Raw genomic sequence first — 26,940 nt, forward strand, 5'->3', positions numbered from 1 at the left:
TAAAAATAAGTAATGCTAATATCAAAAATAATTTCTCGCGACAGTATAATGAATTATGGTATAATTTTGTCAATAGAGCTATGGTCTAATGGTTGAGGTGAACTCTATGAAGCACATACCATATTTATGTGAAGATGAAAAGGATTTTTTCAATAGAGTGGATGAGTTTTCCCGTGAGCTGGCTGATATGGGAAGGTATTCCTGTGTGTTGGTTACGATTTTTTTGGATATTCATCTGAAGGAAAAGGCTCCCGAGCTGATACGAAAGGTTCGTGAGACTTTGCCTGAAGCCAGAATAGCTGGTGGTACGGCCTCTGCCAATATTACAGCAGGGGTTATAAATTTGTGTGGTATTTCCCTTACATTTTCCGTTTTTGAGGAAGCCCAGGTGGAAGTTTTTCCTTTGGAGTGGGATGATGCAAGGAGCCATGAAATCGGTGCGGAGACTCTGGAAAGGCTTAATGAGGCTGATAATTTGGCGGCTGTGGAGATGCTTACCTCCGGCTATGCCATCAATACTATGCCATTTTTCAGGGAGCTTTCCCTCCTTCCGCCAGAGGTTGTTTTCTTTGGCGGGGTAGTGGATGATGGTACTACCCCGGCGGGACAGGGCTTTGTGTTTGCCGGTGAAGACGTTATTTATCGCGGTCATGTGATGGTGATATTCAAGGGCAAATCATTGTACGTTAATGTGGGCTATGGCAGCGGTTGGCGGCCTTTGGGTAAGATTATGACCGTTACCCGACTGAGCAATCCACATACTATCTGTGAGATTGACGATGTGCCCGTAAGGACTATTTATGAAAAATATATTGGAATTAACAGCTGGAATGAGGATTTTCTAAATGAATCCGTTGTATTCCCGTTTTCCATAATAAGGAACGGCACCTCCCTTTCAAGGCTTCCAAGGCGTCTGGAAAAGGACGGCAGTGCCAGTTATGGCGCAGATTTTGCAGTGGGGGACAGGGTCCGCCTTTGTTATGGTGATCCCACCATTATTATTCAGGAGGCCCGCAATCTGCAAATGGATATGATTCATTTCAATCCGGAGGGAATTTTTGTCGTCAGCTGCTGGGCCAGAAAGGTTTTGCTCCATAAGGATGTTAATCAGGAACTGGAGGCTTGCCGCAAAACAGCTCCTTCCACCGGCATTTACGCTTTGGGGGAGTACATCAGAACCAAAGGCGGGGACATTTACCTCAATAATATGTGCCTTTCCATAATAGGTGTCAGGGAAGGGGGCCATGAGGCAGAGGTTCCTCAGGATGAAATATTGCAGCCGATACGTCTGGAGCATCAGAACAGTGTTCTCAGCCACATGATGCATTTCGTGCAGGCAGTTTCCGATGAATTGGAGGAGAGCAACAGGCGTCTTCAGGATATTGCGAAAATCGATTTCCTCACCAATCTTCTCAATCGTGGTGAGCTGGAATCAGAAATGGCCAACTCCCTTTATGACAGTCAGCTCAGTGATAAGCGATTGACGGTTATGATGCTGGATCTGGATAATTTTAAGCATATAAATGATACCCTGGGCCATGATACCGGCGATGAGGTGTTAAAGAGCGTGGCTGATCTTATTAGACAGAACATAAGGGCTACTGATAAGGCGGGACGCTGGGGCGGCGATGAATTTATTATCGTGTTCAATAATTCGGACGTGAAGGTGGCCGAGCATGTGGCGGAGCGCATAAGAAGCAAGATTATGGGGCTGGCCGAATCCTTTAATGTGGACAATGTAACTGTCAGCATCGGCATTACGGCTGCCACCAAGGATGATACCCTGCTTACCCTTTTCCAGAGAGTTGATACGGCCATGTATAAATCAAAGAATTTGGGCGGCAAGAATTGTGTTACCGTTATTTAATTAAATAAACATAGGCATATTAAGAGCCCTGCCGGGGAGGAAATAATCCTTTCTGACAGGGCTTCTTCATTTTATGGGCCGGGTTTTCGGGAATATGGGTTTACTTAATAAGCTCAGTTAAAACATCGTCCAGGGTATTGAGAACGTTGTTGATGTCCTCCTCTGTAACAACCAATGGTGGCTGGAAGGCCATTACATTACGCTCAATACCGTTCTTGCCAATGATAAAGCCGCGGTTCTTCATTTCCTCAAGAACCATATCCAGCTCATCAGGAGCAGGGCTCTTGTCTGCATGAACAAATTCGGCACCACGCATGAGGCCAAGACCGCGGATGTCACCAATAATAGGGTGCTTTTTCTGCAGCTCCACAAGGCCGTCATAAAGCTGCTGACCACGCTCACGGGCATTCTTCATAAGGTCATGCTTCTGAATGTAGTTAATTACGCTAAGCCCCGCAATGGAGGATACAGGGTTGCCGCCAAGGGTGGAGGCACCTGGCTTGGTGTAGGTGTCAGCAATTTTGGCAGAGGCTGTAAAGGCGGAAATCGGAGCACCATTGCCCAGAGCCTTGGCCATGGTCATAATATCCGGAACCACATCGAAGTTTTCGATGGCAAACATTTTGCCGGTGCGGCCGAAGCCCGTCTGAACCTCGTCAATGATGAGAAGAGCATTGTACTTTTCGAGAATCTCCTTCACCCGTTTAAAGTAGCCCTTTGGAGGGGTTACAATACCCGCATTGCCCTGAATAGGCTCGGCAATAAGGGCTGCAGGATGACCACTGGTGGAATATTTAATAAGATCCTCAACGGCGTTGGCACAGGCCAAATCACATTCAGGATACTTCTTGCCCAGCGGACAGCGATAGCAATAGGCATTTGGAGCAAAGTGGATACCGCCGCATGGATGTGGGTCAGTACGCCACATCTGAATACCAGTTACACTCATGGTGAGCTTGGTACGGCCGTGTAGACCGTTTCTCAAGCTGATAAACTCGTCATTGCCGGTGTAAATGGAAGCCAGCAGCATGGCACCCTCATTGGCCTCAGTGCCTGTGGAGCAGAAGAAGGTTTTCTGCAAATCACCTGGAGTAACCTCAGCCAGCTTTTCTGCCAGATTAACAAAATTTTCAGTAAGGTAGATATTGCAGACATGCTGCAGAGACTGAACCTGCTTAACCACATTTTCAGCGATTTCAGGATTGCAGTGACCGCAGTTCATAACGGAAACACCTGCAAACATATCAAGGTATTTGCGGCCTTCGCTGTCATAAAGGAACTGCATATCTCCCTTTACAAACTGGCGTGGCTCCTTGTAGAAGTGGGCCAGACAAGGCATGATGTATTTCTTCTTTTTTTCCAAAATGGCCTCAGGACCAATAGGCTTTTCCATGGACATTATCAATACCTCCTATAAATTAAAAAATATTTAGGAATTGAAAGCCTTCCCCTATAGGGAAGGTGGGCGCGTAGCGCTCGCATGAGGTCGATTAGAGTGAATCCTGGGACTGGCGGAAACGATATACACCAATACCCAGCTTTCTAGGACCGGACTCCTGCAGCTTCTTGAAGGTTTCTTCATCAAAGGCTGGCTTGCCGGCATCCAGATTATCAAGAGCAGTGCGGTATGCCTTGGTAAGCTCTGCCACCAGCTCAGGCTCATAGTCCTTTGCTTCAATGCGGAAGGCAGCCACACCGTTGAATTTTTCCAGATATGGGTAGTAGCACAGATCCTTGGTAAAGAGAATGTGGTTACGGCCAAACTGGTCCATACGAAGTGGATGAACACCGCCTGCAGTATCCTTAAGTGCGTAATGACGATTTACAAACTCAGGGTTAACTAAGTGCTTGTATGGCAGAATCATGGCTGCAAAATTGTGGTCGCAGATCATGGACTCATAGGAGCCGTGAGCGATAACTTCAATAGGAAGCTCAGACTGTTCCACAAGATTCTTCACCTGGGCGAAGGAAAGCTCAAGGGAAGCAGTACCCATGGAAATGCCGTTCTTCTTCATAAAGCTGGCGGCCTTATGGTTAAAGAGATTAAAGGAGAAATCCGCCTGTACGGGAAGGTCGGTACATTCCTGGGCCAGCTTAAGGGAACCAAGGTTGCTTACAAGTACTCCTGCCGGCTTCAAATCATTTACAGCCTTTAGGTATTGCTCAAGCTCTCCGCATTCACGGCGCATGGTGGTGCGTGGAGTACCAATAACGATTTTTGTATTGTATTTCTTGCCAATTTCAATGGCCTTTGCCACATTCTTAAGGGACCAAGGCTTCTTTGGCTTGTATGCTTCACCGGAAAGGTAAACGATGTCCGCACCATTGGAGCAGGCAGCTTCTACGGAAGCAATGTCGGCAACTTGAACTGCCAGCTGACGCTTACCATTATTTTCCTTATTAATGGAAGGCTCAGCCTTTAAAATTTCATCCTGGAAGCCGGCCTCTTCTACAGCATCACTGAAGAAGCGAGGCTCACGGGAGCCATCAAAGCCAATATCGCTGGCATCGGGCTGTCCAAGAGCAAAAGTGGTGGTGAAATCACGGGCACGGTTCTTATAAAGATCCTGCCAGCCTTCTTCATCAATCTGGTATCCATATGGATCCTCAATATAGGCATCAATAGCTTTTCTGTAGGTTGCCACAATGCGGCGTACGAAATCAGCAGGGCGCATGCGTCCCTCAATTTTGAAGGAGAAAACACCAGCCTGAATGAGCTCTGGGATGTTTCTGTACATGCACATATCCTTAAGGGCCAGCTTGTAGTCGTGCTGACCATCCTTATCAAGAATTTCCCCGGTTTCCTCGTCAATGAGCTTGTAGGCCCAACGGCAAGGCTTCAGACAACGGCCACGGTTACCGCTCTGGCCAAAGAGAACGCCGGAATGAATGCACTGGCCGCTTTCGGCAATGCACATATCACCGTGCATGAAATACTCGATTTCAAGACCGGTTCTCTCCTTAAAAAGGGACATTTCGGAAAGGGTCATTTCACGGCCCACAACGATACGGGTGATGCCATATTCCTTCAGCTTCTTGATGGCATGCTCGTTATGGGTGTTCATCATAACAGAGGTATGGAAAGGAATGGTGATGCCCATTTCCTTGGCAATTTCCAGAACGGCAAAGTCCTGAACCAGAATTGCATCGGGACGGATTTCGTTAAGATAAGCAAGATACTGCTTCAAAGGCTCAATTTCGTCGTCGCTGATAAGGTTGTTAAGGGTGATGTAAAGACATACATCATGGGCATGGGTATACTCAATGGCCTTTTTCAGCATTTCGTCGTCAAAATTTGTCTCCTTATTGCGGTGCATGCGCATGTTGAAATGCTTGCCACCGAGATAAACAGCGTCGGCACCGGCTTCAACAGCTGCAACCAGGGCATCCCAGTTGCCTGCAGGGGCCAGTAATTCCACTGATTTACGGTTTAAAATCATCTTATGTTGCTCCTTTATATTGAAATGTTTCTATTAATTATAGAAATTTTGCACACTAACTCTAAGTATAACAATTTTTGGGTAAATAATAAAGTTTTTCGGATTACAAGGAAAAATTCCACCCCCAAAAAAACCACACTTTTTGAAAAATCCTTACACTTTTTTGATTTATTATAGAATTTTTTGAATATTTATGATATTTTTACAATACATAAGTAGCTTTAAAATTTTATCCGATATTAAAAGCTTCCCAGAACTTTTTTTGAGGAGGAAAAGGTTATTATGGGCAAGAAAAATTCATTTCAACAAAAATTAGCGGTAGCTATGTCAGTGGTAAACGTCATAAATGCAGGGGCACCAGTGGCCCTGCCCTATGTAAATTGGGCCGGGCAAATCCCCGCTACCGGAGGGCAAATTACAGCCATCGGTGAAGGGCAAAATGCTTTGTTTTACGGCACCGCCCAGGCCGCCCAGACGTACACTGATCCAGTAACAGCTGGTCAAACCGTCAGCAATGAAACCGTAGATGGCTCCCAGACCGTCCATTCAAGCGGCACAGCAATAGAAACCCATATATCTTCTGGCGGCACGCAGTACATATCAGGTACTGCGATAAATACCACCATCCTGGCGGGGGGAACGCAGGTTGTCTATGATTCGGGCATAGCCTCGGGGGGCACTATCTTGGGCAAGGAGGCCTATCAGAACGTCAAAGGTACGGCGAAGGACATGACCGTCAGTGCTGGTGGAGAGCAATCGGTCGTCGGCGGTGGCACAGTCCTGAATACCACCGTCAAATCCGGCGGTACTTTGAACGCTGATTATGGTAGTAAAAATGTGCTGGGGGGCAGCCATATAGTGGAGAGCGGTGGCATCGCCAGCGGCGGTACCCTTATGATTGTCAGCGGCCTCAATGGAACCATGACCGTGGCCGACGGCGGCTTGACAAGGGCTTTGCAGGTTGGTTCTGGGACTACCCAGACCGTCCATTCAGGCGGCACAGCCTTGGATACCACCGTGGAAGCCGGGGCAACCCAGACTATCGAAGCGGGAGGCATCATCGGGGGGGAGAATTCAATTTACGGCACTGTATCAGGGGGCACCCTGAAACGGGTTTGGGTATATGATGTGGAAAAGGAAGCGATGACACCGCGGGATGGAGCACAGAACATCATCGATGGGGGCACGGCTATGGGCGTCACCGTTATTGGGGAGCATGTTACCCAGCTGGTTTCTGGGAATAACGCCCTGGCCATAGACACCCTTGTCATGTCCGGGGGAGAGCAGTTTCTCGATGAGGGGGGCGTAGCCCAGAACACCATTGTCAAGGAACTGGGCAAGCAGACCGTCGCTGACGGGGGCATCACCAGCAATACCATCGTCAGTGTCGGTGGCACCCAAATCGTGGTACTGGGCGGCACAGCCAAAAATACCATTGTCAGTGCCGGCGGCACTCAGAACTTCGGCTACGTTGTTATCATTACAAACCCGGATACCGGCAAAAGCGAGACGTATATTTCAGTGGGAGGCGTGGCCAACGGCACCATTGTACAGTCCGGCGGCGTCCAGAATAACGGCTATGTCACAGCAGACGGCTTGGTTGTATCGGGGGGCATCGCCAATGACACCGAAGTGTATTCCGGCGGTATCCAGAACATCGGTATAGGCGGCACAGCTAAAAATACTACAATTAATAATGGGGGCGTTCAGAACATAAACTCGGGTGGAACGACTGACAACACTACCATTAATAATGGTGGCGTTCAGAACATAAACTCGGGTGGCACGGCTGACAACACTACCTTTAATAATGGTGGCGTTCAGAACATAAACTCGGGTGGCACGGCTGACAACACTACCTTTAATAATGGTGGTATTCAGCATGTAGGCTCAGGTGGCCGTAGTAAAAATACTATTTTAACCAATGGTGGCACCGTCACTGTGGATGATTATGGCATAGCCCAGCTTAAATCTGCCAACGGCGGCAAGCTGGAGCTTTTGGCTACGGGCCTGGCTGAAGCATGGCTGGGAGATTTCACTACCCCGTCTGGCACGACCTTTACACTAACTAATGCTTATGCCCGTGGAGATACGGTGCGACTTGGTCTTGGGGATTCAAACGGTTACTCTGCTCCTGGCAAGTCTCTTGTTATCAACAATATGGATGGTTATGCCAGCTTCTATATAAACACGGATTTGGCCAATAATGTGGCGGATCACATTACAATTGGCACAGCCACTAATGCCACCAGAGCAAACAGAATATTAATTAACTATGACCCTACTCTGGCCACTGGTACTTTGGTGAAAAACACCAATGCAACCTTTGTCACTTTGGGAAGGGCAAATACTGCCACCTTTGTAGGTGCTCCAAACACCATTGGGGGATATTCCTTTATCCCAACCCTGGAAAGCCCGGACAATGGTCTTACATGGAATATCACCGGAGTATCCATATATAGTATAAGTGAACAAATGTACGGTGTGCTGGGCAATGCCTCCTCCAAGGCAGCATACTGGCGGCAGGCTGGGGCTCCCATAATAAATCACATGGCTCTGCTCCGAAGGGACCCAAGTGTGGGGAATGATTTCTGGGTTAACTATACCAGAGGGAAGAATTCACTGGACAATCTGGGCCATGATGTATCTGCCACCTACAGCCGTATGGATATTGGCTATGACAGAAGGGTGAACGCCAACTGGACCCTGGGGGCTTCCTATGGCCTGAAATACGGCAGTGAGGGGTATTCCTGTGGCAGCGGGGATTCACATGATGATATTATCACCGCCTATGGCCTGTGGCAGGGAAATGGGGGAAGATACTCGGAAATTACCCTCAGGGCCGGACGTCTCGCTTCCAATCTTGATTTACAGGATCCTGTACAGTATGAGGCATCCAAGGGGGATAACAGTACATACGGCCAGGCCCTTAGCTTCACCTACGGCCAGCGTATGGAAAAGCAGGATAACTGGTACATAGAGCCTCATGTGGGACTTCAATGGGCCCATTTAAACGGCTACAACTACAGCCTCAGTGACGGTTCCAATGTTTCCGTAGATGCCAGCAATTCCTTCATTGGAAATATTGGTATAAATGTAGGTCAGGAGTTTAGTAAGGGCAATACCTTCTACGCCAGGGCCGACCTTATGCACGACTTTGCGGGAGGAGTGCGGGCTACCATGACCAAGGGATTGTCTAATTCCATAAAAAATGATTTTAAGGATACTTGGCTGGACCTGGCCCTTGGCTTCAAGCGTCAGTCCGGACTAGTGGAATGGTATATTGAAGCCGGCCGCCTGGGCATCGGCAGCAAGGCTGCCCAGGGGAACTGGGTATGGAATGTGGGCATGAACTATAGCTTCTAATTCTATTTCCAAATATATGTGAGATAAAGGGACTGCGTTAACGGTCCCTTTTCTTATGTCCTTTGCAGAAAAAACTAGACACACATAGATGCTTATGTTTTAATCATTACGAAGGAGTGTCTACAGATGGAACGGATACAAAAACTTATCAGCCGGGCTGGGGCGGTATCACGCCGTGAGGCAGAGCGGCTGATTAAAGAAGGCAGGGTAAGTCTCAATGGCCAGGTGGTAACAGAACTGGGCATCCAGGCCGAAGAGAATGATGAAATAGCTATAGACGGCGTGGCCATCGGCAAGGAAAAGGCCAAGCTGTATTTTTTATTGAATAAACCCAAGGGGTATCTCAGCACTGTCAAGGACGACAGGGGCAGAAAAACAGTGGTGGAGCTTCTCTCGGAGGTGGAGGAGTACATTTATCCAATTGGACGGCTGGACTATGACACAGAGGGGCTTCTGCTGCTGACAAATGACGGGGAGCTGATGAACGGCCTTCTGCATCCCCGCTATGAGGTTAAGAAGACCTATCTTGCCAGGGTGAAGGGCATGGTTACCCCGGAAAAGCTCCAGAAATTCCGCAGCGGCATAAAGCTGGAGGACGGCATGACGGCCCCTGCAGAGGCCAAGCTGGTGGAATACAATGAAAGGGGCGGCTGGTCCAAGGTGAAGGTGGTAATTCACGAGGGGCGGAATCGCCAGGTGAGACGCATGTTCAGTGCTATTGGCCACGAGGTGACAGCACTGAAGCGCATTGCCTTTGCGGGGCTTACTTTGGATGGGGTCAGCCGGGGCAAATATCGTGAGTTGACTCCTGACGAATTATCAATGCTAAAGCATATTGCGGGAAAGCAAGGTGCAAATAATGGATAAAATTGTTGTGGTGGGGGCAGGCCCCGCCGGCATGATGGCGGCCATAAAGGCGGCGGAAAACGGCGCCAGTGTGGTGTTGCTGGAAAAGATGAAGCGCCCCGGCAAAAAGATGCTTATTACTGGCAAGGGCCGTTGCAATATAACAAATGCGGCGGAAATCCCGGAGCTGATAAAAAACATTCCGGGGAACGGAAAATTTTTAAATAGCTGTATCCGTGCCTTTAACAACGATGATGTGCAGTATTTTTTCAATGCTATTGAGGTGCCCACCAAGGTGGAGCGGGGAGGCCGGGTGTTCCCGGTCAGCGACAAGGCCGCCGATGTGGTGGATGCCATGGTGCTGCAGCTCCATGAGCTGGGAGTTAAGCTGTACACCGATGTAAGGGTATCGGAAATAATAATAGAAAATAACAAGGCCGTGGGAGTAAAAACGGCGGAGGGACAGGTCTTTGAGGCAGAGGCGGTAATTTTGGCCACCGGTGGCTCTTCCTATCCTGGTACCGGTTCTACGGGGGATGGCTATAAAATGGCCAGCAAAATTGGTCATAGGGTGGTAACTCCCCTTCCAGCCCTGGTTCCCCTGGAACTGGAGGAGGAATGGGTGAAGGAGCTCCAGGGCCTTTCACTGAAAAATGTGCGGGTTACCCTCTTTGCCGATGAAAAGAAGATAATGGATATGTTTGGTGAAATGCTTTTCACTCACTTCGGTGTAAGCGGTCCGATTATTTTGTCCCTCAGCCGCAAAACAGCCCAGCTTTTGGAGGAGGGCAGCTTTGTGGAGCTGATGATAGATCTGAAGCCGGCCCTTTCCTTTGATCAGCTGGATGCCAGAGTTTTAAGGGACTTTGAAAAATACCAGCGTAAGGAAATGAAAAATGCCCTTAAGGATCTGCTGCCGGGGAGACTTATTCCCCCAGTTCTTGACGGGGCATATATTGAGCTGGATCGTATGGTGAATTCCATTACCAAGGAGGAGCGCCACCGTCTGGTGAACGTTTTAAAGGGCCTGCTGGTAACTGTAACCCAAACGAGACCTATTGCGGAGGCCATTGTTACCGCCGGAGGGGTTGACGTTAAGGAGATAAATCCCAAAACTATGGAATCCAAGCTTATAAAGAATCTGTATTTTGCCGGTGAGGTAGTGGATGTGGATGCCTACACCGGGGGCTATAATCTGCAGGCGGCCTTCTCCATGGGGGCGGCGGCAGGGAACTGGTCCGTGTGGAATGACGAGGAGGAGTAAGAAAGTGGGAAATAGAGTTATAAATAAGACCTTAAAGGCTTTACGAGGCGAAGTTATAATTCCGGGGGACAAGTCAGTTTCCCATAGAAGCGTAATGTTTTCCGCTTTGGGGGATACTCCTGTTCATATTACCAATTTCCTTCCTTCGGCGGATTGCCTGTCCACCGTAAGGGTAATGAGGGCTTTGGGAGCCAAGGTGGATATTTTAAGTGACACAGAGCTTATAGTAGAAGGCAACGGCCTTCATGGGCTGAAGGAGCCGGATACTATATTGGATGCGGGAAATTCCGGCACAACCCTTCGCCTTATGATGGGTATGCTGGCTCCCCAGAAATTTTTCTCCGCATTTACTGGAGATGCGTCTCTTCATAAGCGTCCCATGGGGCGTGTTATAAAACCCCTCAGCCAGATGGGGGGCCATATAGTGGGTCGGGCGGAAAATACCAAGCTGCCTATTGCCATTGTTCCCGTGGAGGGGAAGCTGAAGGGCTATAAATACAATATGCCTGTGGCCAGTGCCCAGGTGAAATCCGCCATGCTTCTGGCGGGGCTCTTTGCTGAAGGGGAAACCACAGTGGTGGAGCCATACCCTTCCAGAAATCATACTGAGCTTATGCTGGAGGCCTTTGGTGTTAAACTAAAATATGAAGGCACCAGCATTACCATAAAAGCCCCTGAAAAGCTGGTGGCCCCGAAGGAACTTGTTGTTCCAGGGGATATCAGCTCCGCAGCCTTTTGGCTGGTGGCTGCCTCCATTATTCCGGACAGTGAGCTTTTGTTGAAAAACGTGGGCATAAATGAAACCAGAACTGGGATTATTGATGTACTGAAGGCCATGGGTGCTGATCTCACTATCCAAAATGAACGCAGAAGCGGTGGCGAGCTGGTGGCGGATATTTTGGTAAAGCATGCCAAGCTTCATGGCACCAGCTTCGGGGCTGACATAATTCCCCGTCTGGTGGATGAGATTCCAATTATTGCAGTGGCGGCCATGTTTGCCGAGGGTGATACAATTATTACCGGGGCAGGAGAGCTTCGGGTCAAGGAAACAGACAGGCTGGAGGCAATCTGTGACCAGTTCACAAAGCTGGGGGGAAATATTGAGGGCAAGGAAGACGGCCTGATTATTCACGGCGGCAGTACCCCTAAGATGGCAGAGTGCTTCAGCTATGATGACCATCGCATGGCCATGTGTCTGGCAGTGCTGGGCATTGCCGGGGCAGGGGTGGAAATACAAAATCCTGATTGCGTGGATATTTCCTATCCAAATTTTTACGAAGAGCTGGATAGATTAACAAAGTAATATTTTATTTGGCCAGATCAGCAATTAAAGTATTACTTGTCCAGATCAGCAAATTAATATATTACTTGGATAGATTTACATAACAATATGTTAAAGTGATAAAGAATTAAAGAAATAAAATCTATAAAAAAGAGGTAATTGTAAATGAAGAAATTAGTAGTTGCAATTGATGGCCCTGCAGGAGCAGGCAAAAGCACAGTAGCCCAGATGGCAGCAAAGGAGCTTGGTTTCACCTATATTGACACAGGTGCCATGTACAGGGCTGTGGCATGGAAGTCCCTGCAGCAGGGAAAGGAAGTAACAGATGATCTCATTAATGAGGTAGTAAAGGACATAGAGATTGTTCTCGATTATAAAGAGGGCAAAACCAAGGTTTTTGTGGATGGCACCGAGGTTACATCTGCAATACGCACCCCGGAGGTTACTGGCATTGTATCCCAGGTGGCAGCCCTTGGACCAGTACGTGAAAGACTTACTGATTTGCAGCGCAAGATGGCTACAGAGGGCTCTGTAATTATGGATGGCCGTGATATTGCCACCAACGTTCTGCCAAATGCCGACATCAAAATTTTCCTCACCGCCTCCATTGAGGAGCGTGCTGACCGCCGCTACAAGGAAATGAAGGAAAAGGGCTATGATGTGGATCTGAAAAAGCTGCAGGAGGAAATCGCTGCCCGTGACAAGGCCGACAGCGAGCGTGAAATTTCCCCACTGGTGCAGGCCGAGGATGCTGAGCTCCTTGATACCAGCGATATGAGCATTGAGGAAGTAGTTCAGGCCATTCTTGACAGATGCAGGTGATAAGATGTTTTACAGCATATTAAAGGTTATACTTCAGATATTATTTGGTATTTTGTTCCGGCCAAAGGTTCAGGGGAAGGAAAATGTTCCCATGGAGGGTGGCATGATTATGGCAGCCAACCACCTCAGCAACTGGGATCCTCCCGTTGTGGGCACCTACATGCCAAGGCCTGTTGCTTATATGGCAAAGGAGGAGCTTTTCAAGCCGGCCATTGCCGGGGCCATTATCAGCAGCTTGTACGCTTTCCCCGTAAAGCGGGGTACTGCAGACAGGGGGGCCATAAAAACTGCCCTGGGAATCCTGAAGCAGGGTCTGTGTCTGGGAGTGTTCCCGGAGGGAACCCGCAGCAAGGACGGCAAGACCCACAAGGCGGAATCCGGCGTTGCCCTTTTGGCGGCCATGGGAAAGGTTCCAGTGGTGCCAACCGCAATTATTGGCACAAATAAAATCATGCAGAATGGAGGCTTCCTGCCACAGCTTCAAATTATTTTTGGAGAGCCAATGTATTTTGAAGGAAAACACAATGATAAGGAAGCTCTGGCTGATTTTTCTAAAAAAATTATGGAGAAAATCGATAATTTAATAAAAATGAATAGCCAAGCATGAAAAATAATGATATACTAGACGGGTATGTTGGACAAATAATAATAATCAGCATACAAGGTGATATGTTATGGAAGTAATCCTTGCAGACAATCTGGGCTTTTGCTACGGTGTCAAGAGAGCCATACAGCTGGCAGAGGACTCAGCGGCTCCCGGACAGTTGACCAATACCCTTGGTCCAATTATCCATAATCCCCAGATGGTTGCAAAGCTTGCGGAAAATGGCGTAGGCACGGTGGATTCCCTGGATGAAGTTAAGGGAGGAACCATTATAATCAGATCCCATGGTGTTGGGCCTGATGTGTATGACCGTGTTGAGGGCATGGGACTTAATATGGTGGATGCCACCTGCCCCCATGTTCGTAAAGCGCAGAAGGCAGCCCGCGTGTTGGCTGAAGAAGGATATCAGGTAGTAATTATCGGTGAAAAGCACCACCCGGAGGTTAAGAGCATTATCGAATGGGCTGGTGAAGGAGCCGTTGCTGTTGAGACAGAGGAAGAAGCCGAAGCTTTGCCAAGGTTCGGCAAGCTGGGGATTGTAGCCCAGACCACCTTCTCTGCCCCGAAATTCAAACATATTGTTGATAGACTTTTGGATAAGTCAAACGACATGAAAATCCTGAGAACTATCTGTACAGCTACGGACCAGCGTCAGTCAGCAGCCATGAAGCTGGCGGCTGAGGTTGACCTGATGATTGTTATTGGCGGCAAGAACAGCGCCAACACTACAAGGCTTGCACAGCTTTGCAGTGATAAATGCAAAACTTACCACATCGAAACAGCAGATGAGCTTCGTGACGATTGGTTTGATAAAATTAAAAAAATTGGTATCACAGCCGGGGCTTCTACTCCGGACTGGATTATCAAGGAGGTTTATAAAAAGTGTCAGAAGAAATGAATTCAATGGAAGCTTGGTTAGCAGCAGAAGATTCTATGAAGGAGATACATGAGCGCGATTTAGTCAAGGCTACAGTTGTTGCAGTAAATGATAGCGAAGCAATCGTTAACATCCAGGGCAACAAGAATGATGTGCCAATTTCCAAGTTTGAGCTTGCTGAGCCTGCTCCTGAGTCCGCCAAGGACATCGTTAAGGTTGACGATGTAATTGAGGTTCTCGTTGTTGCAAAGGGCGGCGAGAATGGTCTCACTGTTTCCAAGGTAAAGGCTGATCGCCTTGCATCCTGGAAGGAACTTGACGGTATCGTTGAGAAGGCTGAGCCAATCGAGGCTGAGATTACTCAGGTTGTTAAGGGTGGTTTGGTTGCCCGCGCTCTTGGCGTTCGTGCATTCATTCCTGCTTCCCAGATTGAGCTTAACTTCGTTAAGGATCTCTCCAAGTATGTTGGCCAGACTGTAAAGGTTGTTCCAATTGATCTGGATCCAGCCAAGCAGCGTCTGGTTCTCTCCCGTCGTCAGCTCCTTGAGACTGAGCTCAAGTCCTGGCTGGAGAACGTTAAGGAAGGCGATGTAGTTAAGGGTACTGTTAAGAGACTTGTTAACTACGGTGCATTCATTGATATCGGTGGTATCGATGGTTTGGTTCACATTTCCGATCTCTCCTGGAACCGCGTTAAGGATCCAGCAGATGTTCTGGAAGAGGGCCAGGAGCTTGACGTTAAGATTAAGAGCATTGCCGAGACTGAGGATGGCAAGGTTCGTATTTCCCTGAGCGTTAAGGACACCATGCCAGATCCATGGGTAGTAAAGGCTGAGAAGTACAATGCTGGTGATGTTATCTCTGGCGAGATTGTTGGTCTGAAGGCTTTCGGTGCTTTCATGCGCATTGAGCAGGGTCTGGATGGCCTCATTCCTATGGGTGAGCTTGCTGACAGACGCATCAAGAGTGCTGATGAAGTAGTTGCTGTTGGCGACAAGGTTACTGTTAAGATCCTGAACATCGATGTTGACAGAAAGCGTATTTCTCTCAGCATCAAGCAGGCTGGCGAGTCCAACGAGGCTGAGTAATTATCAGAATTATTGCCTTGGGCTTTAACTGTATAATGAATTTTATTGGGGAGTGATGATTTCATCACTCCCTATTTACACTTTAATCAGATAATATAAAATTACAGATAATATATAAAAAATACAGGAGAATGTATGGGCTACGGTAAAATACTGTCCGTGGAGCCGGGCAGTCTGGCTGAAGAGCTGGAGCTGGTTCCGGGAGACAAAATAATCGAAGTGAATGGTATGAAGCTCCGGGACATTATAGACCTTAGCTTTGCCTTCGCCGATGAAGAAATAGATATGCTGGTTGAGCATGAAAATGGCGACCAGGAGATGTTTGAATTCGACAAGGATTACGACGAGGAGCTGGGGGTTGAGTTTGAATCCGCAGTATTTGACGGCATACGCAAGTGTGCCAACAACTGCTACTTCTGCTTTGTGGACCAGGTGGCTCCCGGCATGCGTGAGACTTTAAATATAAAAGATGACGACTATCGGCTGTCCTTTTTATATGGTAATTTTGTGACAATGACCAATATGGTGGACAATGATTTTAAGCGCATAAAGCAGTATCATCTGTCCCCGTTGTTTGTTTCTGTCCAGTGTACCAATCCGGAGCTCAGATGCCAGATTTTGCGCTGTAAAACCGCCGGCAATCTTATGAGCCAGCTGGACAAGCTGGAGGAAGCCGATGTGGAATACCATACCCAGATTGTTCTTTGCCGTGATCTTAATGACGGTGAGGAGCTGGACCGCTCCATAAGGGATATTCTGGCAAGAAAGCCCCATGCCCTGTCCATGGCCATTGTGCCCGTGGGACTGACAAAGTTTCGCCAGGACCGCTACCCGCTAAAGGGTTTTGATAGGGAAAGTGCCCTGAAGGTAATCGAGCAGGTGGAGAAGTTCCAGAAAAAGGAGCGGGAAACCACTGGCAGAACCTTTGTGTATTTGGGGGATGAATTCTATTTTCTGGCAGGAAAAGAGGTTCCCCCTGCAGAAGTCTATGATGGGTTTCCTCAGCTGGATAACGGTATAGGACTGGCCCGCAATTTTATGGAGGAATTTTCCACTGCCCGTAATAATGCACAAAATCAGCCAAAGGGCTATGACAAAAAAATCCGTCTGGCCGTTATGACGGGCACTGCCGTGGCACCAATGTTCAGAAAACTGGCGGATGAGCTGGCTGTGAAAAACCTTGATGTTACCATAGTTCCGGTTCCAAATAACCACTTTGGAACCACAGTAAATGTATCAGGGCTGCTGACTGCCCATGATATGAAAAGTGCAATGGACGCTTTGGGGGAGGAATTTGACGGGATTTTAATCCCGGAGTCTGCTCTCAGGGCTGGAGATAATATATTTTTGGATGATGTTTCCCTGGATGATTTCAAGGGCTGGTTCCACGGACGTATGGAAACAGTGGGAGATGGCAAGGACTATTTCAACGCCCTTGCTGATTTTGAAAATTATCAGGGAGTAGATGGTGAGGCAGCTGCTTATATGTGGCAGAGTAATGCTGCATATACCAAGAGAGGAGGCCACAACAATGAGTAAGCCTATAGTAGCTATCGTTGGACGCCCAAATGTGGGCAAGTCCACTTTGTTTAATCAGATTGGCAAGCGTCGGGTATCCATAGTGGATGATATGCCCGGGGTTACCAGAGACCGTATATATATGGACGCTGAATGGCTCAACCATACATTTACCATGATTGACACCGGCGGTATTGAGTTTGACGAAAGCGATCAGATTCTTCGCTCCATGCGCCAGCAGGCAAAGATTGCCATGGAGGAGGCTGATGTTATAGTATTTGTGGTAGACGGCCGTGTGGGCCTCACCTCCGCTGACGAGGAGGTGGGACACATGCTGCGCTCTGCCAAGAAGCCCGTGGTTTTGGCCATTAACAAGATTGACAGCCCTCAGCTGGAGGCAAATATTTACGAGTTCTACAATCTTGGCCTTGGCGATCCGATTGGCATTTCCGCATCAAATGCCCTGGGCCTTGGAGATTTGCTGGACGCTGTGGTGGAATCCTTCCCGAAGAATGATTATGAGGAAAAGGAGGAGGATGAAATCAGCATTGCGGTTATTGGCCGTCCAAATGTGGGCAAGTCCTCCATTGTAAACGCCCTTATCGGTGAGGAGAGGGTTATTGTAAGCGATGTGGCCGGTACCACCAGAGATGCCATTGATACCCATTTCGTATCCGACGGCAATAAGTTTATGCTCATCGATACTGCCGGCATGCGCCGCAAGGGCAAGATTGACGAGGCAGTGGAGCGCTACAGCGTAATGCGTTCCCTCCGTGCCGTGGACCGTGCTGATGTGGTACTGATGGTTATTAACGCCTTTGAGGGCATTACGGAGCAGGACAAGAAGATTGCGGGCTATGCCCATGAGTCCGGCAAGGGCGTTGTAATTATCGTAAACAAGTGGGATATTTTCCCAGACAAGGATGACAAGTCCACCCTCAGATTTACTGAGGACCTTCGGGATGAGCTGGGCTTTTTGCAGTATGCACCTGTGCTTTATACCTCTGCCCTGACCCATCAGCGTATTCCACGTATTGTGGAGCTGGTTAAGTATGTGGCGGATCAGCAGTCCATGCGCATTCAGACCAGTGTGCTGAACGAGCTTATCCGCGATGCAGTTTCCGTAAATCCGCCTCCATCCCATCGGGGCAAGCAGCTGAAGATTTACTTCATGACCCAGGCGGATATAAGGCCGCCTAAGTTTATCGTCTTTGTAAATGACCCTGAGCTTATGCATTTCTCCTATCTGAGATTTTTGGAGAACCGCCTTCGTGAAAGCTTCGGCTTTGAGGGTACTCCATTGAAGCTTATTGTTCGCGGCCGCAAGGAAGAGGAGGATATCTGATGATGGAGCTGATAATTGCCTGTGTTTTAAGCTATATAATCGGTTCAATACCAAACGGCCTTATTTTGGGCAAGGCAGTGTGGGGAGTTGACCTTAGAAAGCATGGCAGCAAGAATATTGGTGCCACCAACGCCTGGAGAACCATTGGCAAGCCTGCGGGCATCATCATTTTTGTGCTGGATATGCTGAAGGGCTTTTTGGGGGCAGGCTTGGGCATTTTCTACGCCGGGGGATTGCTGGATCATCCTGAATACGGAGTGATTTGCGGTATTTTGGCAGTGGTGGGCCACTCCTGGTCCCTGTTCCTTAAGTTCAAGGGGGGCAAAAGCGTTTCCACGGGCCTTGGCGTTCTTATTATGCTGATGCCTGTTGTTGCAGCCATTGTGTTCCTTGTTTGGCTGGCAATTGTTTTTGTAACCCGCTATGTATCCCTGGGTTCAATTGTGGGAGCAGCTTTGGTGCCTGTTTTGGCCTATATTTTCGACATGCCAACGGTTTACACCGCCTTTGGTGCCCTGGCAGCTGTTTTCATTATCTATCGTCATAAATCAAATATTGAGCGTCTCCTTAATGGTACGGAGAGCAAAATAAAAGCCGCAAAATAACGGCTCTGAATGTATTTGATGTGTAGACAAAATGGGTATTCATGTGTATCGTGAGTACCCATTTTTACGTTTTTACACAAAATACTATTGTCATCTGAGAGAATACAGTGTATAATATCCCTTGTATGTAGAAATATATCCACTTATAGTGTACGGAGGAAAAAATATGACATCAAAAGAGAAAAGCGGATTTTTCCTTGTGAGAGAAGAGATTCTGCCAGAGGCAATAAAGAAAACCATCCGCGTAAAGGAAATGCTGAAGCGCGGCAATGCCAGAACCATTAACGAGGCAGTTGAAAAGATGGAATTGAGCCGCAGTGCTTACTATAAGTACAAGGATTATGTATTCCCTTTCTACGAGGCAAGCCAGAACAAGATCGTTACACTTACCTTCCTTCTCGAGCATAAGAAGGGGGTTCTTTCCAGCGTTCTTAACACTATTTCCAGTGATTCCGGCAGTGTCCTTACCATTAATCAGGGCATTCCTCTCCAGGGTGTGGCCAACGCCACCATTTCCATTGAAACCATGAATTTGTCCGTTGATCTGGAGGCTCTCCTTGATAAGCTCCGCATGGTTGACGGCGTAAAGAGATTAGAGGTTCTTGGTCAGGCTCAGGCGTGAGGGGAGTAACAGGGCTTTATGGGCAATAAAATTCAGATTGGACTGTTGGGCTCCGGAACAGTAGGCTCCGGAGTCGTTGAAGTCTTAAAGAAAAATGTTCAGGATATTCAGCAGCGTGTGGGCCGGGAAATCGGCATCAAAACAGTGCTGGTGCGGGATCTGAGCAAAAAGAGAGAAAATCTTGAAGGCATAAAGCTGACGGACAATATTGATGATATTATCGATGATCCGGAAATCAGCATTGTGGTGGAGCTCATTGGGGGACTCCATCCAGCTATTGAATACATGGTTAAGGCCATGAAGGCAGGCAAGCACGTGGTAACTGCCAACAAGGATGCCGTGGCCCAGTCCGGGGAGGAGCTGTTTTCCGCGGCTGAAGCCAATAATGTGGATTTCATGTTTGAGGCCAGCGTAGGGGGCGGTATTCCTATTATTACCCCTTTGAAGCAGTGTCTTACGGGTAATAAAATAAGCTCCATTATGGGCATTGTAAACGGCACCACAAATTACATGCTTACCAAGATGACCCAGGATGGCAGCGACTACGATGAGGTGCTGAAGGAAGCCCAGTCAAAGGGTTACGCTGAGGCAAATCCCGCCGCAGACGTGGAAGGACTGGATGCAGCCAGAAAAGCCGCCATATTGGGCTCCATTGCCTTTAATACCAGAATCCATCTTGACAGCGTTTATGTGGAGGGCATAACCACCATTGCCTCTGCCGATATTGCCTATGCCAAGCAGCTTGACTACGTTATTAAATTGCTGGCTGTGGCCAAGGATTACGGGGAAAAGGGTGTAAATGTACGGGTCCATCCTGTATTTTTGCCACAGACCCATCCATTGGCGGCAGTAAATGATGTGTTCAATGCCATCTTCCTTAGGGGAAATGCCATTGGGGATGCCATGTTCTACGGCCGTGGTGCCGGGTCCTTGCCAACAGCCTCTGCTGTTTTGGCAGATATTATTGCGGTGGCCCGTAATATTGTTACCGGCAATCGCACCGTGTCCGGCTGCACCTGTTACAACAAGCGTCCTATCTGCCCATTGGAGGATACAGAATCCTCATATTACGTGCGTCTCCACGTGGATGACGAGCCAGGAGTTTTGGCTGCCATTGCCACAGCCTTCGGGGACAGCAAGGTCAGCTTAAAATCCGTTATTCAGACCCGCATGGTAAACAACCACGCAGAAATCGTGGCTGTAACCCATGTGGTAAAGCATGAGAAATTGAAGAAAGCTGCAGAGCTTTTAAGTGGTCTTCCTGTTGTGGACAAAATCTGCAATATCATCCGGGTTGAGGGAGACTAATAAATTATCTTAGGGGGCAATGTTATGGATGCAAGGACAGTTAAAGTAAGAGTTCCGGGTACCTCAGCCAATTTGGGGCCGGGCTTCGATACTTTGGGCATAGCATGTTCCTGCTACAATGATCTGGAGCTTACCCTCCTGAAGGAGGAGAAGCTGGAGATTGAGATTTTCGGTGAGGGGGCGGAAAATATTCCCAGAACCTCCCGCAATATCGTGTGGCGCTCCATTCAGAAGGTGCTCCGCCGGGTAGGCTGCACAGATGAGTTTAAGGGCGCCAGAATCATTATGAACAACAATGTGCCTCTCTCCAGAGGGCTGGGCAGCAGTGCCACTGCCATTGTGGGGGGCATCAAGGCGGCCAATGAGGCTTTGGGAAATCCCTTGAAGAATCGCGACCTCCTAAAAATTGCCACTGACATTGAGGGCCATCCCGACAATGTGGCACCGGCTATTTTTGGCGGCATGACCATCAGCACCGTCAGAAACGGCTGGCCGGAAACCTTCCGATTTATTCCAAAGATTCGCTTCAAGATGGTGGTTGTGGTTCCTGATTTCTTTTTGTCCACCAAGGCGGCCAGAGAGGTATTGCCGACGAAGATTGAACGGGCCGATGCCATTGTTAACATTGGCAGTACAGCTATGATGATAGCGGCTCTTTTAAAGGGCAGCAGGCATTTTCTGAGAAATGCCTTTGATGATGCACTGCATCAGCCATATCGGGCTGAGCTTATTCCGGGTATGTACGATGTGTTCAAGGCGGCTAGGAAGGAAGGAGCCCTTGGGGCATTCCTCAGCGGGGCTGGACCTTGTCTTATGGCCTTTGCCTCCAATAATGAGGTGAAGGTGGCCGAGGCAATGCAGAAAGCCTTTAAGGAACATAACGTTGAATCCACCTACATGATTTTGGATATTGACAAAGAGGGCGCCCGGCTCATTGAATAGAATAGAGATTTCGATGCTGAAACTGCTGTAACATGGTTGCGGCAGTTTTTTGGTGTTCTTTTGCAGGATTTACAGCCAAGGCAACGAATTTTAAAAGGTGATAGGCTGAGGTGGTGAATAAATGACAGAAAAGGAATTTGCCCTGCAGGTGAAGGAAGCCGGGGGCACATTATATATAGTAGGGGGCTGGGTTCGTGACAGGCTCATGGGCAAGGACCCCCACGACAAGGACTATGTGGTGGTTGGTCTGTCCAAGGAAACATTCGAACTGTGTTTTCCGGATTCCAAGCTTATTGGCAACTCTTTCCCCGTATTCCTTGTAAAAATTGATGACGTAAGCTGCGAAGTGGCCTTTGCCAGAAAGGAAAAAAAGGTGGGCACTGGCTATACGGGCTTTGAGATAGTGGCAGATGAAGATATTACCATTGAAGAGGACCTTTACAGGCGTGACACCACAGTAAACAGCATGGCCATGGAGGTACTTTCGGGAAATATCCTGGACTTATATGGTGGTAAAAAGGATATTGAGGATGGTATTCTTCGCCCCATATCAGAGCATTTTTCCGAGGACCCGGTGCGGGCCCTTAGGGCGGCCAGACAGGCAACCCAGCTGGGGTTTAGGGTGTCGGAGGAGCTTATTGAGGCCATGAAGGGCTGCCGTGAGGAATTAAAGGGGGAGCCCCCGGAAAGAATTCTGGGGGAGCTGAAAAGGGCCCTGGAAACCAGCCACCCATCAGAGTTCTTTAACGTGCTGAGGCGGGCAGAGCTTTTGGAGACATTGTTTCCAGAGATTTACGCCCTTATTGGCAAGACCCAGCCCATAGATTTTCACCCAGAGGGTGACGCCTACAACCACACCATGCTGGTGGCGGATAAGGTTGCGGCTGCAACGGACAACGTAGTGGCTGTATTCGCTGGCTTGGCCCACGATATAGGCAAGGGAGTGACCCCACGGGAAATGCTGCCCCATCATTATGATCACGAAAAAAAGGGGCTGGAGGTCCTGAAGGAGTGGAATAAGCGTGCAAAGTTTCCAAATCAGTGGATGCGGGCAGCCACCTTGGTAATAGAGGAGCACATGCGGGCACCACTGATGCAGAAGCCTGGGAAAATCACGGAGCTGATTCTTCTTTTGCACAAAATGTCCAGCTATCTTCCCCCGGAGGATTTTTGCCACATTATTCGGGCGGACCATGGTGAGCTGCCTAAATTTTTGGAGCACTACCAAGAGCTTCGGGATGTGCTTTTGTCCATTGATGGCAATATGGCTCCTGAGGGGGTACAGGGAAAGGCCCTGGGTGAATGGCTATGGCAGCAGCGGGTCAGAGCCTGTACCAAATGGCTGAAGGATTAGTATAGAAAAATCATCATGTCCCTATACTGGAATATGTATGACAACTTTGTTATAATTAAATGAGGATACATCTTGAGGGAGGTATTTTTATGGGAAATGTAATGGCATTAGCTGATAAAAAGCCAGAATTGGGCAAGAATGTTTATGTTGCGCCTAACGCAGTGGTGGCCGGTGATGTTAAAATCGGCGAAAACAGCAGTGTATGGTTTAATTCCGTTGTCCGTGGGGATATTAACAAGGTGGTTATAGGCAATAACACCAATATTCAGGACAACAGCACCATTCACACCATGTGGGATACCCCTACAGTTATTGGCAACAATGTTACCATTGGCCATAATGTGGTGGTACACTGCAGCAAGATAAATGACAATTGCCTTATTGGCATGGGAACTGTAGTTATGGGCTATACCGAAATCGGTGAAAACTGCATTATCGGTGCAAATTCCTTCATTCCCCAGAACAAAAAAATCCCGCCAAACTCTATGGTATACGGCAATCCTGCCAAGCTGATCCGCCCTCTCACAGATGAGGAAATCAGCGCCCTTCAGGAGTCCGCCGACGCCTACAGGGATATTGCCAAGATGTATAGCGAAGGATTAAAGGATTTATGAAATCAACAAAACCGAGGTATTTAAAAGGAGACTTATTTCAAAATGGAAAAGACATTGGTACTCATTAAGCCGGATGCCATGAAGGCACATCACATTGGTGATATTTTCAAGATTTACGAGGAAAAGGGCCTGGAGGTTTTGGCTGTTAAGATGCTTCAGATGGATGAGAAGCTGGCTTCCCAGCACTATGTGGAGCATATTGGCCGTCCTTATTACGATGATCTGGTGGGCTTCATGACCTCCGGACCTATTATTGCCATGGTATTGGCTGGTGAGGATGCCATTGCCAAAGTACGCAAGATTAACGGCAAGACTAATCCTGCAGAAGCCGATGAGGGAACTATCCGCAAGCTTTATGCTTCCAGCGGCAGCCGCAATGCAGTTCACGCTTCCGACTCCCCTGAGAGTGCAGCAAGGGAAATTTCCCTGTACTTCAGTGCTCCTGAGATTTTTGACTGATAAATATAGGATATGCATAAGATGAGTAAAATAGGAGGCTAAGGGGTTATGAGTGTTTATACCAAAACCGGCGATAAGGGTACCACCGGTCTTTATACGGGACAGCGCGTTGCAAAGAATTCACTGAGAGTAAAAGCCTATGGTACAATTGATGAGGTAAGTTCAGCCCTTGGTATGGCAAGAGCCTTTTGCAGCAATGATGAGGTGAAGGGAATTATCCTGAAGCTTCAGCAAAACAACGGCTTGCTTATGGCTGATCTGGCTTCTCTTGATCAGGAGCCTCTTATTACCAATGACCACGTGGCAGAGCTGGAGTCAATAATTGACGGCATTGAGGCAAAGCTGCCCCCCCTTCGTCAGTTCCTGATTGCCGGGGAATCCCAGGGGGGAGCCTGTCTGGATTTGGCCAGAACCTTTATAAGGAGAGCTGAAAGGGCTATTCTGGATCTGGCGGAGCAGGAAATAGTCCATGATAGCGACAGACTTTATATTAATAGGGTTTCAGATTTGTGTTTTGTGCTTATGCGGCTTGAGGAAAACAGATAGCTCCAGGAGAACGGTTGGATTAAGGGGCTCCCTTGTGGGGCTCCTTTTTGATGTTTAAGAAACGGGAATGGCAGCCCTTTCTATACTGATTTTGCGAAAACTGGCTCCAATGGTGTTATGCACAAAAGAGGATTTTGGAAAGTTTTCTCGAAAATTTTAAGGTAAAAGTAATTGGGAGTTGGTTTCGATGTTAAAAAAGTGGAGAATAAAGCCCTATTCAGGGGAAAGGACAGCCGAGCTGGCGGCTGAGCTGGGCATATCCCAGCTTTTGGCCGGGGCTTTGATAAATCGCGGTATAGATACAAAGGAAAAGGGGGAGATATTTCTTCACCCGGAGCGGTTCGAATATTGCAATCCCTATTTGCTGCCAGATATGGACAAGGCCCTTGAGCGCATAATGAAGGCCATTGATAATAAAGAACAGATCACCATATATGGTGATTATGATTGTGACGGCATTACTGCTACCTCACTTTTGATGACCACCTTCAAGGAATTGGGAGTGGAGGTGGATTATTATATTCCCGAAAGGCTCACGGAGGGCTATGGCCTTCATACAGATGCCTTGGAAAAGCTGGTTGCCAGGGGGACAGAGCTCCTTATTACCGTGGACTGCGGCGTGAAGTCTGTTGATGAAATAAAGGCTGTGGCGGGGCGGATGGAGGTTATTGTAACGGACCATCACCTTCCGGGGGATGAGCTTCCGGAGGCAGTGGCAGTGGTGGATGCCCACAGAAAGGACTCAAAGTATCCATGCCCTGAGCTGGCGGGAGTGGGCATTGCCTTCAAGCTTTGTCAGGCCCTTTGGCAAAGGATAAAGGGTGAACCCCTTAATGACAGGGGCATTGAGCTGGTGGCCCTGGGGACTGTGGCTGATGCAGTACCACTCACCAACGAAAACAGACGCATTGTGAGCCTTGGGCTGAAGGCCATTGAGAATTCCAATATGGTGGGCATAAAAGCCTTGCTGGAGGCCGCTGGCTGTCTTGGGAAGCCTGTCACCAGCATGGTGGTGGGATTTATGCTGGCACCCCGTATTAATGCGGCGGGAAGACTCAGCAGTGCCACCTTGGGGGTTGACCTGCTGACAGCAACAGACAGTGTTAAAGCAGATGCCATAGCCTTGGAGCTAAATAGCATTAACGAGGAACGTAAAAAGCTGAAGGATGATATGCAGCTGGAGGCTGAGGAACAGCTTAAAAGTGTGGATGTTGATAATACAAGGGTGCTGGTGGTGGCAGGAGAGGGCTGGCATCACGGCGTCATTGGCCTTACAGCGGCGGGACTTGATTCAAAATATTACAAGCCAGCTGTGGTTATCAGTCTGAAGGACGGAATTGGCAAGGGCTCTGCCCGCAGCATAGAGGGCTTTAACCTCTACGAGGCTCTGGAAAACTGCAAGGACGTGCTGGTGCAGTTTGGCGGCCACGAAGGGGCGGCAGGCCTTACCATTAAAGAGGAAAACATTCCGGAGTTCAGACGGCGTATGGAGGAAGAGGCCAAACGCCAGATGAGTGCGGAGCAATATATCCCGTTTTATGAGCTTGATCAGGAGATTTCCCCTCTTGATGTTACCATGGAAATGGTGGATGAATTGGCTCTTTTGGAGCCATGCGGCATGAAAAATGACAGTCCTCTCTTTGGCTGCAAAGGGGTAAGGGCTGCCTATGCTTCCTATATGGGGGTGGAGAACCGCCACATGCGCTTCAGCATCACTGACGGCACCCGCTATGTAAAGGCTGTGGCCTTTAATATGAACGAGGATTTGGACAAAATCAACTCCCAGCCCCAGGACCTGGTTTTTGAGCTGGGGATTAATGAATGGGAGGGCAGCCGAAGCCTTCAATGCATAATAAGAAGTCTTGATACACCTCTGGAGGATGAAAAGCCCATCAGCGTGGACAGGGAATTTTTAAAGGACATGTATCTGTTCCTTAAAAAGTGTCAGGAGGAAAATAAGCCTGTTTACAGTGATGCCCCATGGCTGGCCATGAGAATGCGCATGTCCGGCAGACAGGCCGAAGGCAAGTCTGCTGAATATGGACTGAAGATTTTTCAGGAGTTGGGGCTGCTGACGGTGGATGAGGCCGGGGTGTGCCAATTAGTTGAGGGCACCGGCAAGATGAATTTACAGGATTCAGAGACATTTTGCCAGCTTAACGGCTGATTTC

General features: G+C 48.4%; 22 protein-coding genes. 20 read left to right on the top strand and 2 right to left on the bottom strand.

Annotated features, from left to right (window positions below; all coding sequences use genetic code 11):
- Window positions 1-106 precede the first annotated feature (106 nt).
- A complete protein-coding gene (locus T525_RS0108040; protein WP_027406783.1) occupies window positions 107-1,867 on the top strand; it encodes a GGDEF domain-containing protein in 1,761 nt (586 codons plus the stop codon).
- 100 nt (window positions 1,868-1,967) lie between these two features.
- Here T525_RS0108040 and T525_RS0108045 read toward each other — a convergent pair whose 3' ends face one another.
- Both T525_RS0108045 and T525_RS0108050 read right to left on the bottom strand, forming a co-directional pair.
- A complete protein-coding gene (locus T525_RS0108045; RefSeq protein WP_027406784.1) occupies window positions 1,968-3,260 on the bottom strand; it encodes an aspartate aminotransferase family protein in 1,293 nt (430 codons plus the stop codon).
- A gap of 97 nt (window positions 3,261-3,357) precedes the next feature.
- Window positions 3,358-5,307, bottom strand: coding sequence for a peptidase U32 family protein (locus tag T525_RS0108050; RefSeq protein WP_027406785.1), 1,950 nt, complete (start codon window positions 5,305-5,307; stop codon window positions 3,358-3,360).
- Between the two features lie 282 nt (window positions 5,308-5,589).
- Between T525_RS0108050 and T525_RS0108055 the strand changes: the two genes are divergently transcribed.
- The 19 genes from T525_RS0108055 to recJ all read left to right on the top strand — a co-directional run bounded on the left by T525_RS0108055 (window position 5,590) and on the right by recJ (window position 26,936).
- Window positions 5,590-8,673 carry an autotransporter outer membrane beta-barrel domain-containing protein gene (locus tag T525_RS0108055; RefSeq protein ID WP_027406786.1) on the top strand — a complete coding sequence of 1,028 codons (3,084 nt, stop codon included), beginning with the start codon at window positions 5,590-5,592 and terminating at the stop codon, window positions 8,671-8,673.
- A 126-nt stretch (window positions 8,674-8,799) separates the two neighbouring features.
- Window positions 8,800-9,540 carry a pseudouridine synthase gene (locus tag T525_RS0108060; protein WP_027406787.1) on the top strand — a complete coding sequence of 247 codons (741 nt, stop codon included), beginning with the start codon at window positions 8,800-8,802 and terminating at the stop codon, window positions 9,538-9,540.
- Complete coding sequence (locus tag T525_RS0108065) at window positions 9,533-10,783, top strand: NAD(P)/FAD-dependent oxidoreductase (protein WP_027406788.1); 1,251 nt, start codon at window positions 9,533-9,535, stop codon at window positions 10,781-10,783. Before T525_RS0108060 ends, T525_RS0108065 begins: the two co-directional genes overlap by 8 nt.
- Window positions 10,767-12,086 carry a 3-phosphoshikimate 1-carboxyvinyltransferase gene (gene aroA, locus T525_RS0108070; RefSeq protein WP_051533499.1) on the top strand — a complete coding sequence of 440 codons (1,320 nt, stop codon included), beginning with the start codon at window positions 10,767-10,769 and terminating at the stop codon, window positions 12,084-12,086. Before T525_RS0108065 ends, aroA begins: the two co-directional genes overlap by 17 nt.
- Before the next feature lie 144 nt (window positions 12,087-12,230).
- Complete coding sequence (cmk, locus tag T525_RS0108075; RefSeq protein WP_027406790.1) at window positions 12,231-12,887, top strand: (d)CMP kinase; 657 nt, start codon at window positions 12,231-12,233, stop codon at window positions 12,885-12,887.
- Between the two features lie 4 nt (window positions 12,888-12,891).
- Window positions 12,892-13,494 (top strand): 1-acyl-sn-glycerol-3-phosphate acyltransferase, encoded by a 603-nt coding sequence (locus T525_RS0108080; protein WP_027406791.1) that lies wholly within the window; start codon window positions 12,892-12,894, stop codon window positions 13,492-13,494.
- 67 nt (window positions 13,495-13,561) lie between these two features.
- A complete protein-coding gene (gene ispH / locus T525_RS0108090; protein ID WP_027406792.1) occupies window positions 13,562-14,389 on the top strand; it encodes a 4-hydroxy-3-methylbut-2-enyl diphosphate reductase in 828 nt (275 codons plus the stop codon).
- Entirely contained in the window at window positions 14,374-15,456 is a 1,083-nt protein-coding gene (locus tag T525_RS14745; protein ID WP_369751941.1) for a 30S ribosomal protein S1, read from the top strand. The genes ispH and T525_RS14745 overlap by 16 nt, the downstream gene beginning before the upstream one ends.
- A 135-nt stretch (window positions 15,457-15,591) precedes the next feature.
- Window positions 15,592-16,995 (top strand): DUF512 domain-containing protein, encoded by a 1,404-nt coding sequence (locus T525_RS0108100; RefSeq protein ID WP_027406793.1) that lies wholly within the window; start codon window positions 15,592-15,594, stop codon window positions 16,993-16,995.
- The gene (der, locus tag T525_RS0108105) at window positions 16,988-18,319 is read left to right on the top strand and encodes a ribosome biogenesis GTPase Der (RefSeq protein ID WP_027396198.1); all 1,332 of its coding nucleotides are present in this window, start codon (window positions 16,988-16,990) and stop codon (window positions 18,317-18,319) included. The genes T525_RS0108100 and der overlap by 8 nt, the downstream gene beginning before the upstream one ends.
- Window positions 18,319-18,924 carry a glycerol-3-phosphate 1-O-acyltransferase PlsY gene (plsY, locus tag T525_RS0108110; protein ID WP_027406794.1) on the top strand — a complete coding sequence of 202 codons (606 nt, stop codon included), beginning with the start codon at window positions 18,319-18,321 and terminating at the stop codon, window positions 18,922-18,924. The genes der and plsY overlap by 1 nt, the downstream gene beginning before the upstream one ends.
- Window positions 18,925-19,090: 166 nt before the next feature.
- Entirely contained in the window at window positions 19,091-19,546 is a 456-nt protein-coding gene (locus T525_RS0108115) for an ACT domain-containing protein (RefSeq protein WP_027406795.1), read from the top strand.
- 18 nt (window positions 19,547-19,564) lie between these two features.
- Window positions 19,565-20,854 (top strand): homoserine dehydrogenase, encoded by a 1,290-nt coding sequence (locus T525_RS0108120; RefSeq protein WP_027406796.1) that lies wholly within the window; start codon window positions 19,565-19,567, stop codon window positions 20,852-20,854.
- 24 nt (window positions 20,855-20,878) lie between these two features.
- Complete coding sequence (gene thrB / locus T525_RS0108125; RefSeq protein WP_027406797.1) at window positions 20,879-21,796, top strand: homoserine kinase; 918 nt, start codon at window positions 20,879-20,881, stop codon at window positions 21,794-21,796.
- 121 nt (window positions 21,797-21,917) lie between these two features.
- A complete protein-coding gene (locus T525_RS0108130) occupies window positions 21,918-23,150 on the top strand; it encodes an HD domain-containing protein (protein ID WP_027406798.1) in 1,233 nt (410 codons plus the stop codon).
- An 89-nt stretch (window positions 23,151-23,239) separates the two neighbouring features.
- Window positions 23,240-23,764 (top strand): gamma carbonic anhydrase family protein, encoded by a 525-nt coding sequence (locus T525_RS0108135; protein ID WP_027406799.1) that lies wholly within the window; start codon window positions 23,240-23,242, stop codon window positions 23,762-23,764.
- Between the two features lie 42 nt (window positions 23,765-23,806).
- Entirely contained in the window at window positions 23,807-24,223 is a 417-nt protein-coding gene (gene ndk / locus T525_RS0108140) for a nucleoside-diphosphate kinase (RefSeq protein WP_027406800.1), read from the top strand.
- Window positions 24,224-24,271: 48 nt separating this feature from the next.
- Complete coding sequence (locus T525_RS0108145) at window positions 24,272-24,769, top strand: cob(I)yrinic acid a,c-diamide adenosyltransferase (RefSeq protein WP_027406801.1); 498 nt, start codon at window positions 24,272-24,274, stop codon at window positions 24,767-24,769.
- Between the two features lie 187 nt (window positions 24,770-24,956).
- Window positions 24,957-26,936, top strand: coding sequence for a single-stranded-DNA-specific exonuclease RecJ (recJ, locus tag T525_RS0108150; RefSeq protein ID WP_027406802.1), 1,980 nt, complete (start codon window positions 24,957-24,959; stop codon window positions 26,934-26,936).
- The last annotated feature ends 4 nt before the right edge of the window (window positions 26,937-26,940 follow it).

The sequence above is a fragment of the Anaerovibrio sp. RM50 genome (genome assembly GCF_000622005.1).
Lineage (GTDB): Bacteria > Bacillota > Negativicutes > Selenomonadales > Selenomonadaceae > Anaerovibrio.

What these genes read in the sequence shown, in the direction of transcription:
- T525_RS0108080 (WP_027406791.1), top strand. Translation starts at nt 12,892, where the DNA reads ATGTTTTACAGCATATTAAAGGTTATACTTCAGATATTATTTGGTATT.
- recJ (WP_027406802.1), top strand. Translation starts at nt 24,957, where the DNA reads ATGTTAAAAAAGTGGAGAATAAAGCCCTATTCAGGGGAAAGGACAGCC.
- T525_RS0108115 (WP_027406795.1), top strand. Translation starts at nt 19,091, where the DNA reads ATGACATCAAAAGAGAAAAGCGGATTTTTCCTTGTGAGAGAAGAGATT.
- T525_RS0108100 (WP_027406793.1), top strand. Translation starts at nt 15,592, where the DNA reads ATGGGCTACGGTAAAATACTGTCCGTGGAGCCGGGCAGTCTGGCTGAA.
- T525_RS0108135 (WP_027406799.1), top strand. Translation starts at nt 23,240, where the DNA reads ATGGGAAATGTAATGGCATTAGCTGATAAAAAGCCAGAATTGGGCAAG.
- T525_RS0108065 (WP_027406788.1), top strand. Translation starts at nt 9,533, where the DNA reads ATGGATAAAATTGTTGTGGTGGGGGCAGGCCCCGCCGGCATGATGGCG.
- T525_RS0108120 (WP_027406796.1), top strand. Translation starts at nt 19,565, where the DNA reads ATGGGCAATAAAATTCAGATTGGACTGTTGGGCTCCGGAACAGTAGGC.
- thrB (WP_027406797.1), top strand. Translation starts at nt 20,879, where the DNA reads ATGGATGCAAGGACAGTTAAAGTAAGAGTTCCGGGTACCTCAGCCAAT.
- T525_RS0108050 (WP_027406785.1), bottom strand. Translation starts at nt 5,307, where the DNA reads ATGATTTTAAACCGTAAATCAGTGGAATTACTGGCCCCTGCAGGCAAC.
- aroA (WP_051533499.1), top strand. Translation starts at nt 10,767, where the DNA reads ATGACGAGGAGGAGTAAGAAAGTGGGAAATAGAGTTATAAATAAGACC.
- T525_RS0108055 (WP_027406786.1), top strand. Translation starts at nt 5,590, where the DNA reads ATGGGCAAGAAAAATTCATTTCAACAAAAATTAGCGGTAGCTATGTCA.
- ndk (WP_027406800.1), top strand. Translation starts at nt 23,807, where the DNA reads ATGGAAAAGACATTGGTACTCATTAAGCCGGATGCCATGAAGGCACAT.
- T525_RS0108060 (WP_027406787.1), top strand. Translation starts at nt 8,800, where the DNA reads ATGGAACGGATACAAAAACTTATCAGCCGGGCTGGGGCGGTATCACGC.
- cmk (WP_027406790.1), top strand. Translation starts at nt 12,231, where the DNA reads ATGAAGAAATTAGTAGTTGCAATTGATGGCCCTGCAGGAGCAGGCAAA.
- T525_RS0108130 (WP_027406798.1), top strand. Translation starts at nt 21,918, where the DNA reads ATGACAGAAAAGGAATTTGCCCTGCAGGTGAAGGAAGCCGGGGGCACA.
- T525_RS0108045 (WP_027406784.1), bottom strand. Translation starts at nt 3,260, where the DNA reads ATGGAAAAGCCTATTGGTCCTGAGGCCATTTTGGAAAAAAAGAAGAAA.
- T525_RS0108040 (WP_027406783.1), top strand. Translation starts at nt 107, where the DNA reads ATGAAGCACATACCATATTTATGTGAAGATGAAAAGGATTTTTTCAAT.
- ispH (WP_027406792.1), top strand. Translation starts at nt 13,562, where the DNA reads ATGGAAGTAATCCTTGCAGACAATCTGGGCTTTTGCTACGGTGTCAAG.
- T525_RS0108145 (WP_027406801.1), top strand. Translation starts at nt 24,272, where the DNA reads ATGAGTGTTTATACCAAAACCGGCGATAAGGGTACCACCGGTCTTTAT.
- der (WP_027396198.1), top strand. Translation starts at nt 16,988, where the DNA reads ATGAGTAAGCCTATAGTAGCTATCGTTGGACGCCCAAATGTGGGCAAG.
- plsY (WP_027406794.1), top strand. Translation starts at nt 18,319, where the DNA reads ATGATGGAGCTGATAATTGCCTGTGTTTTAAGCTATATAATCGGTTCA.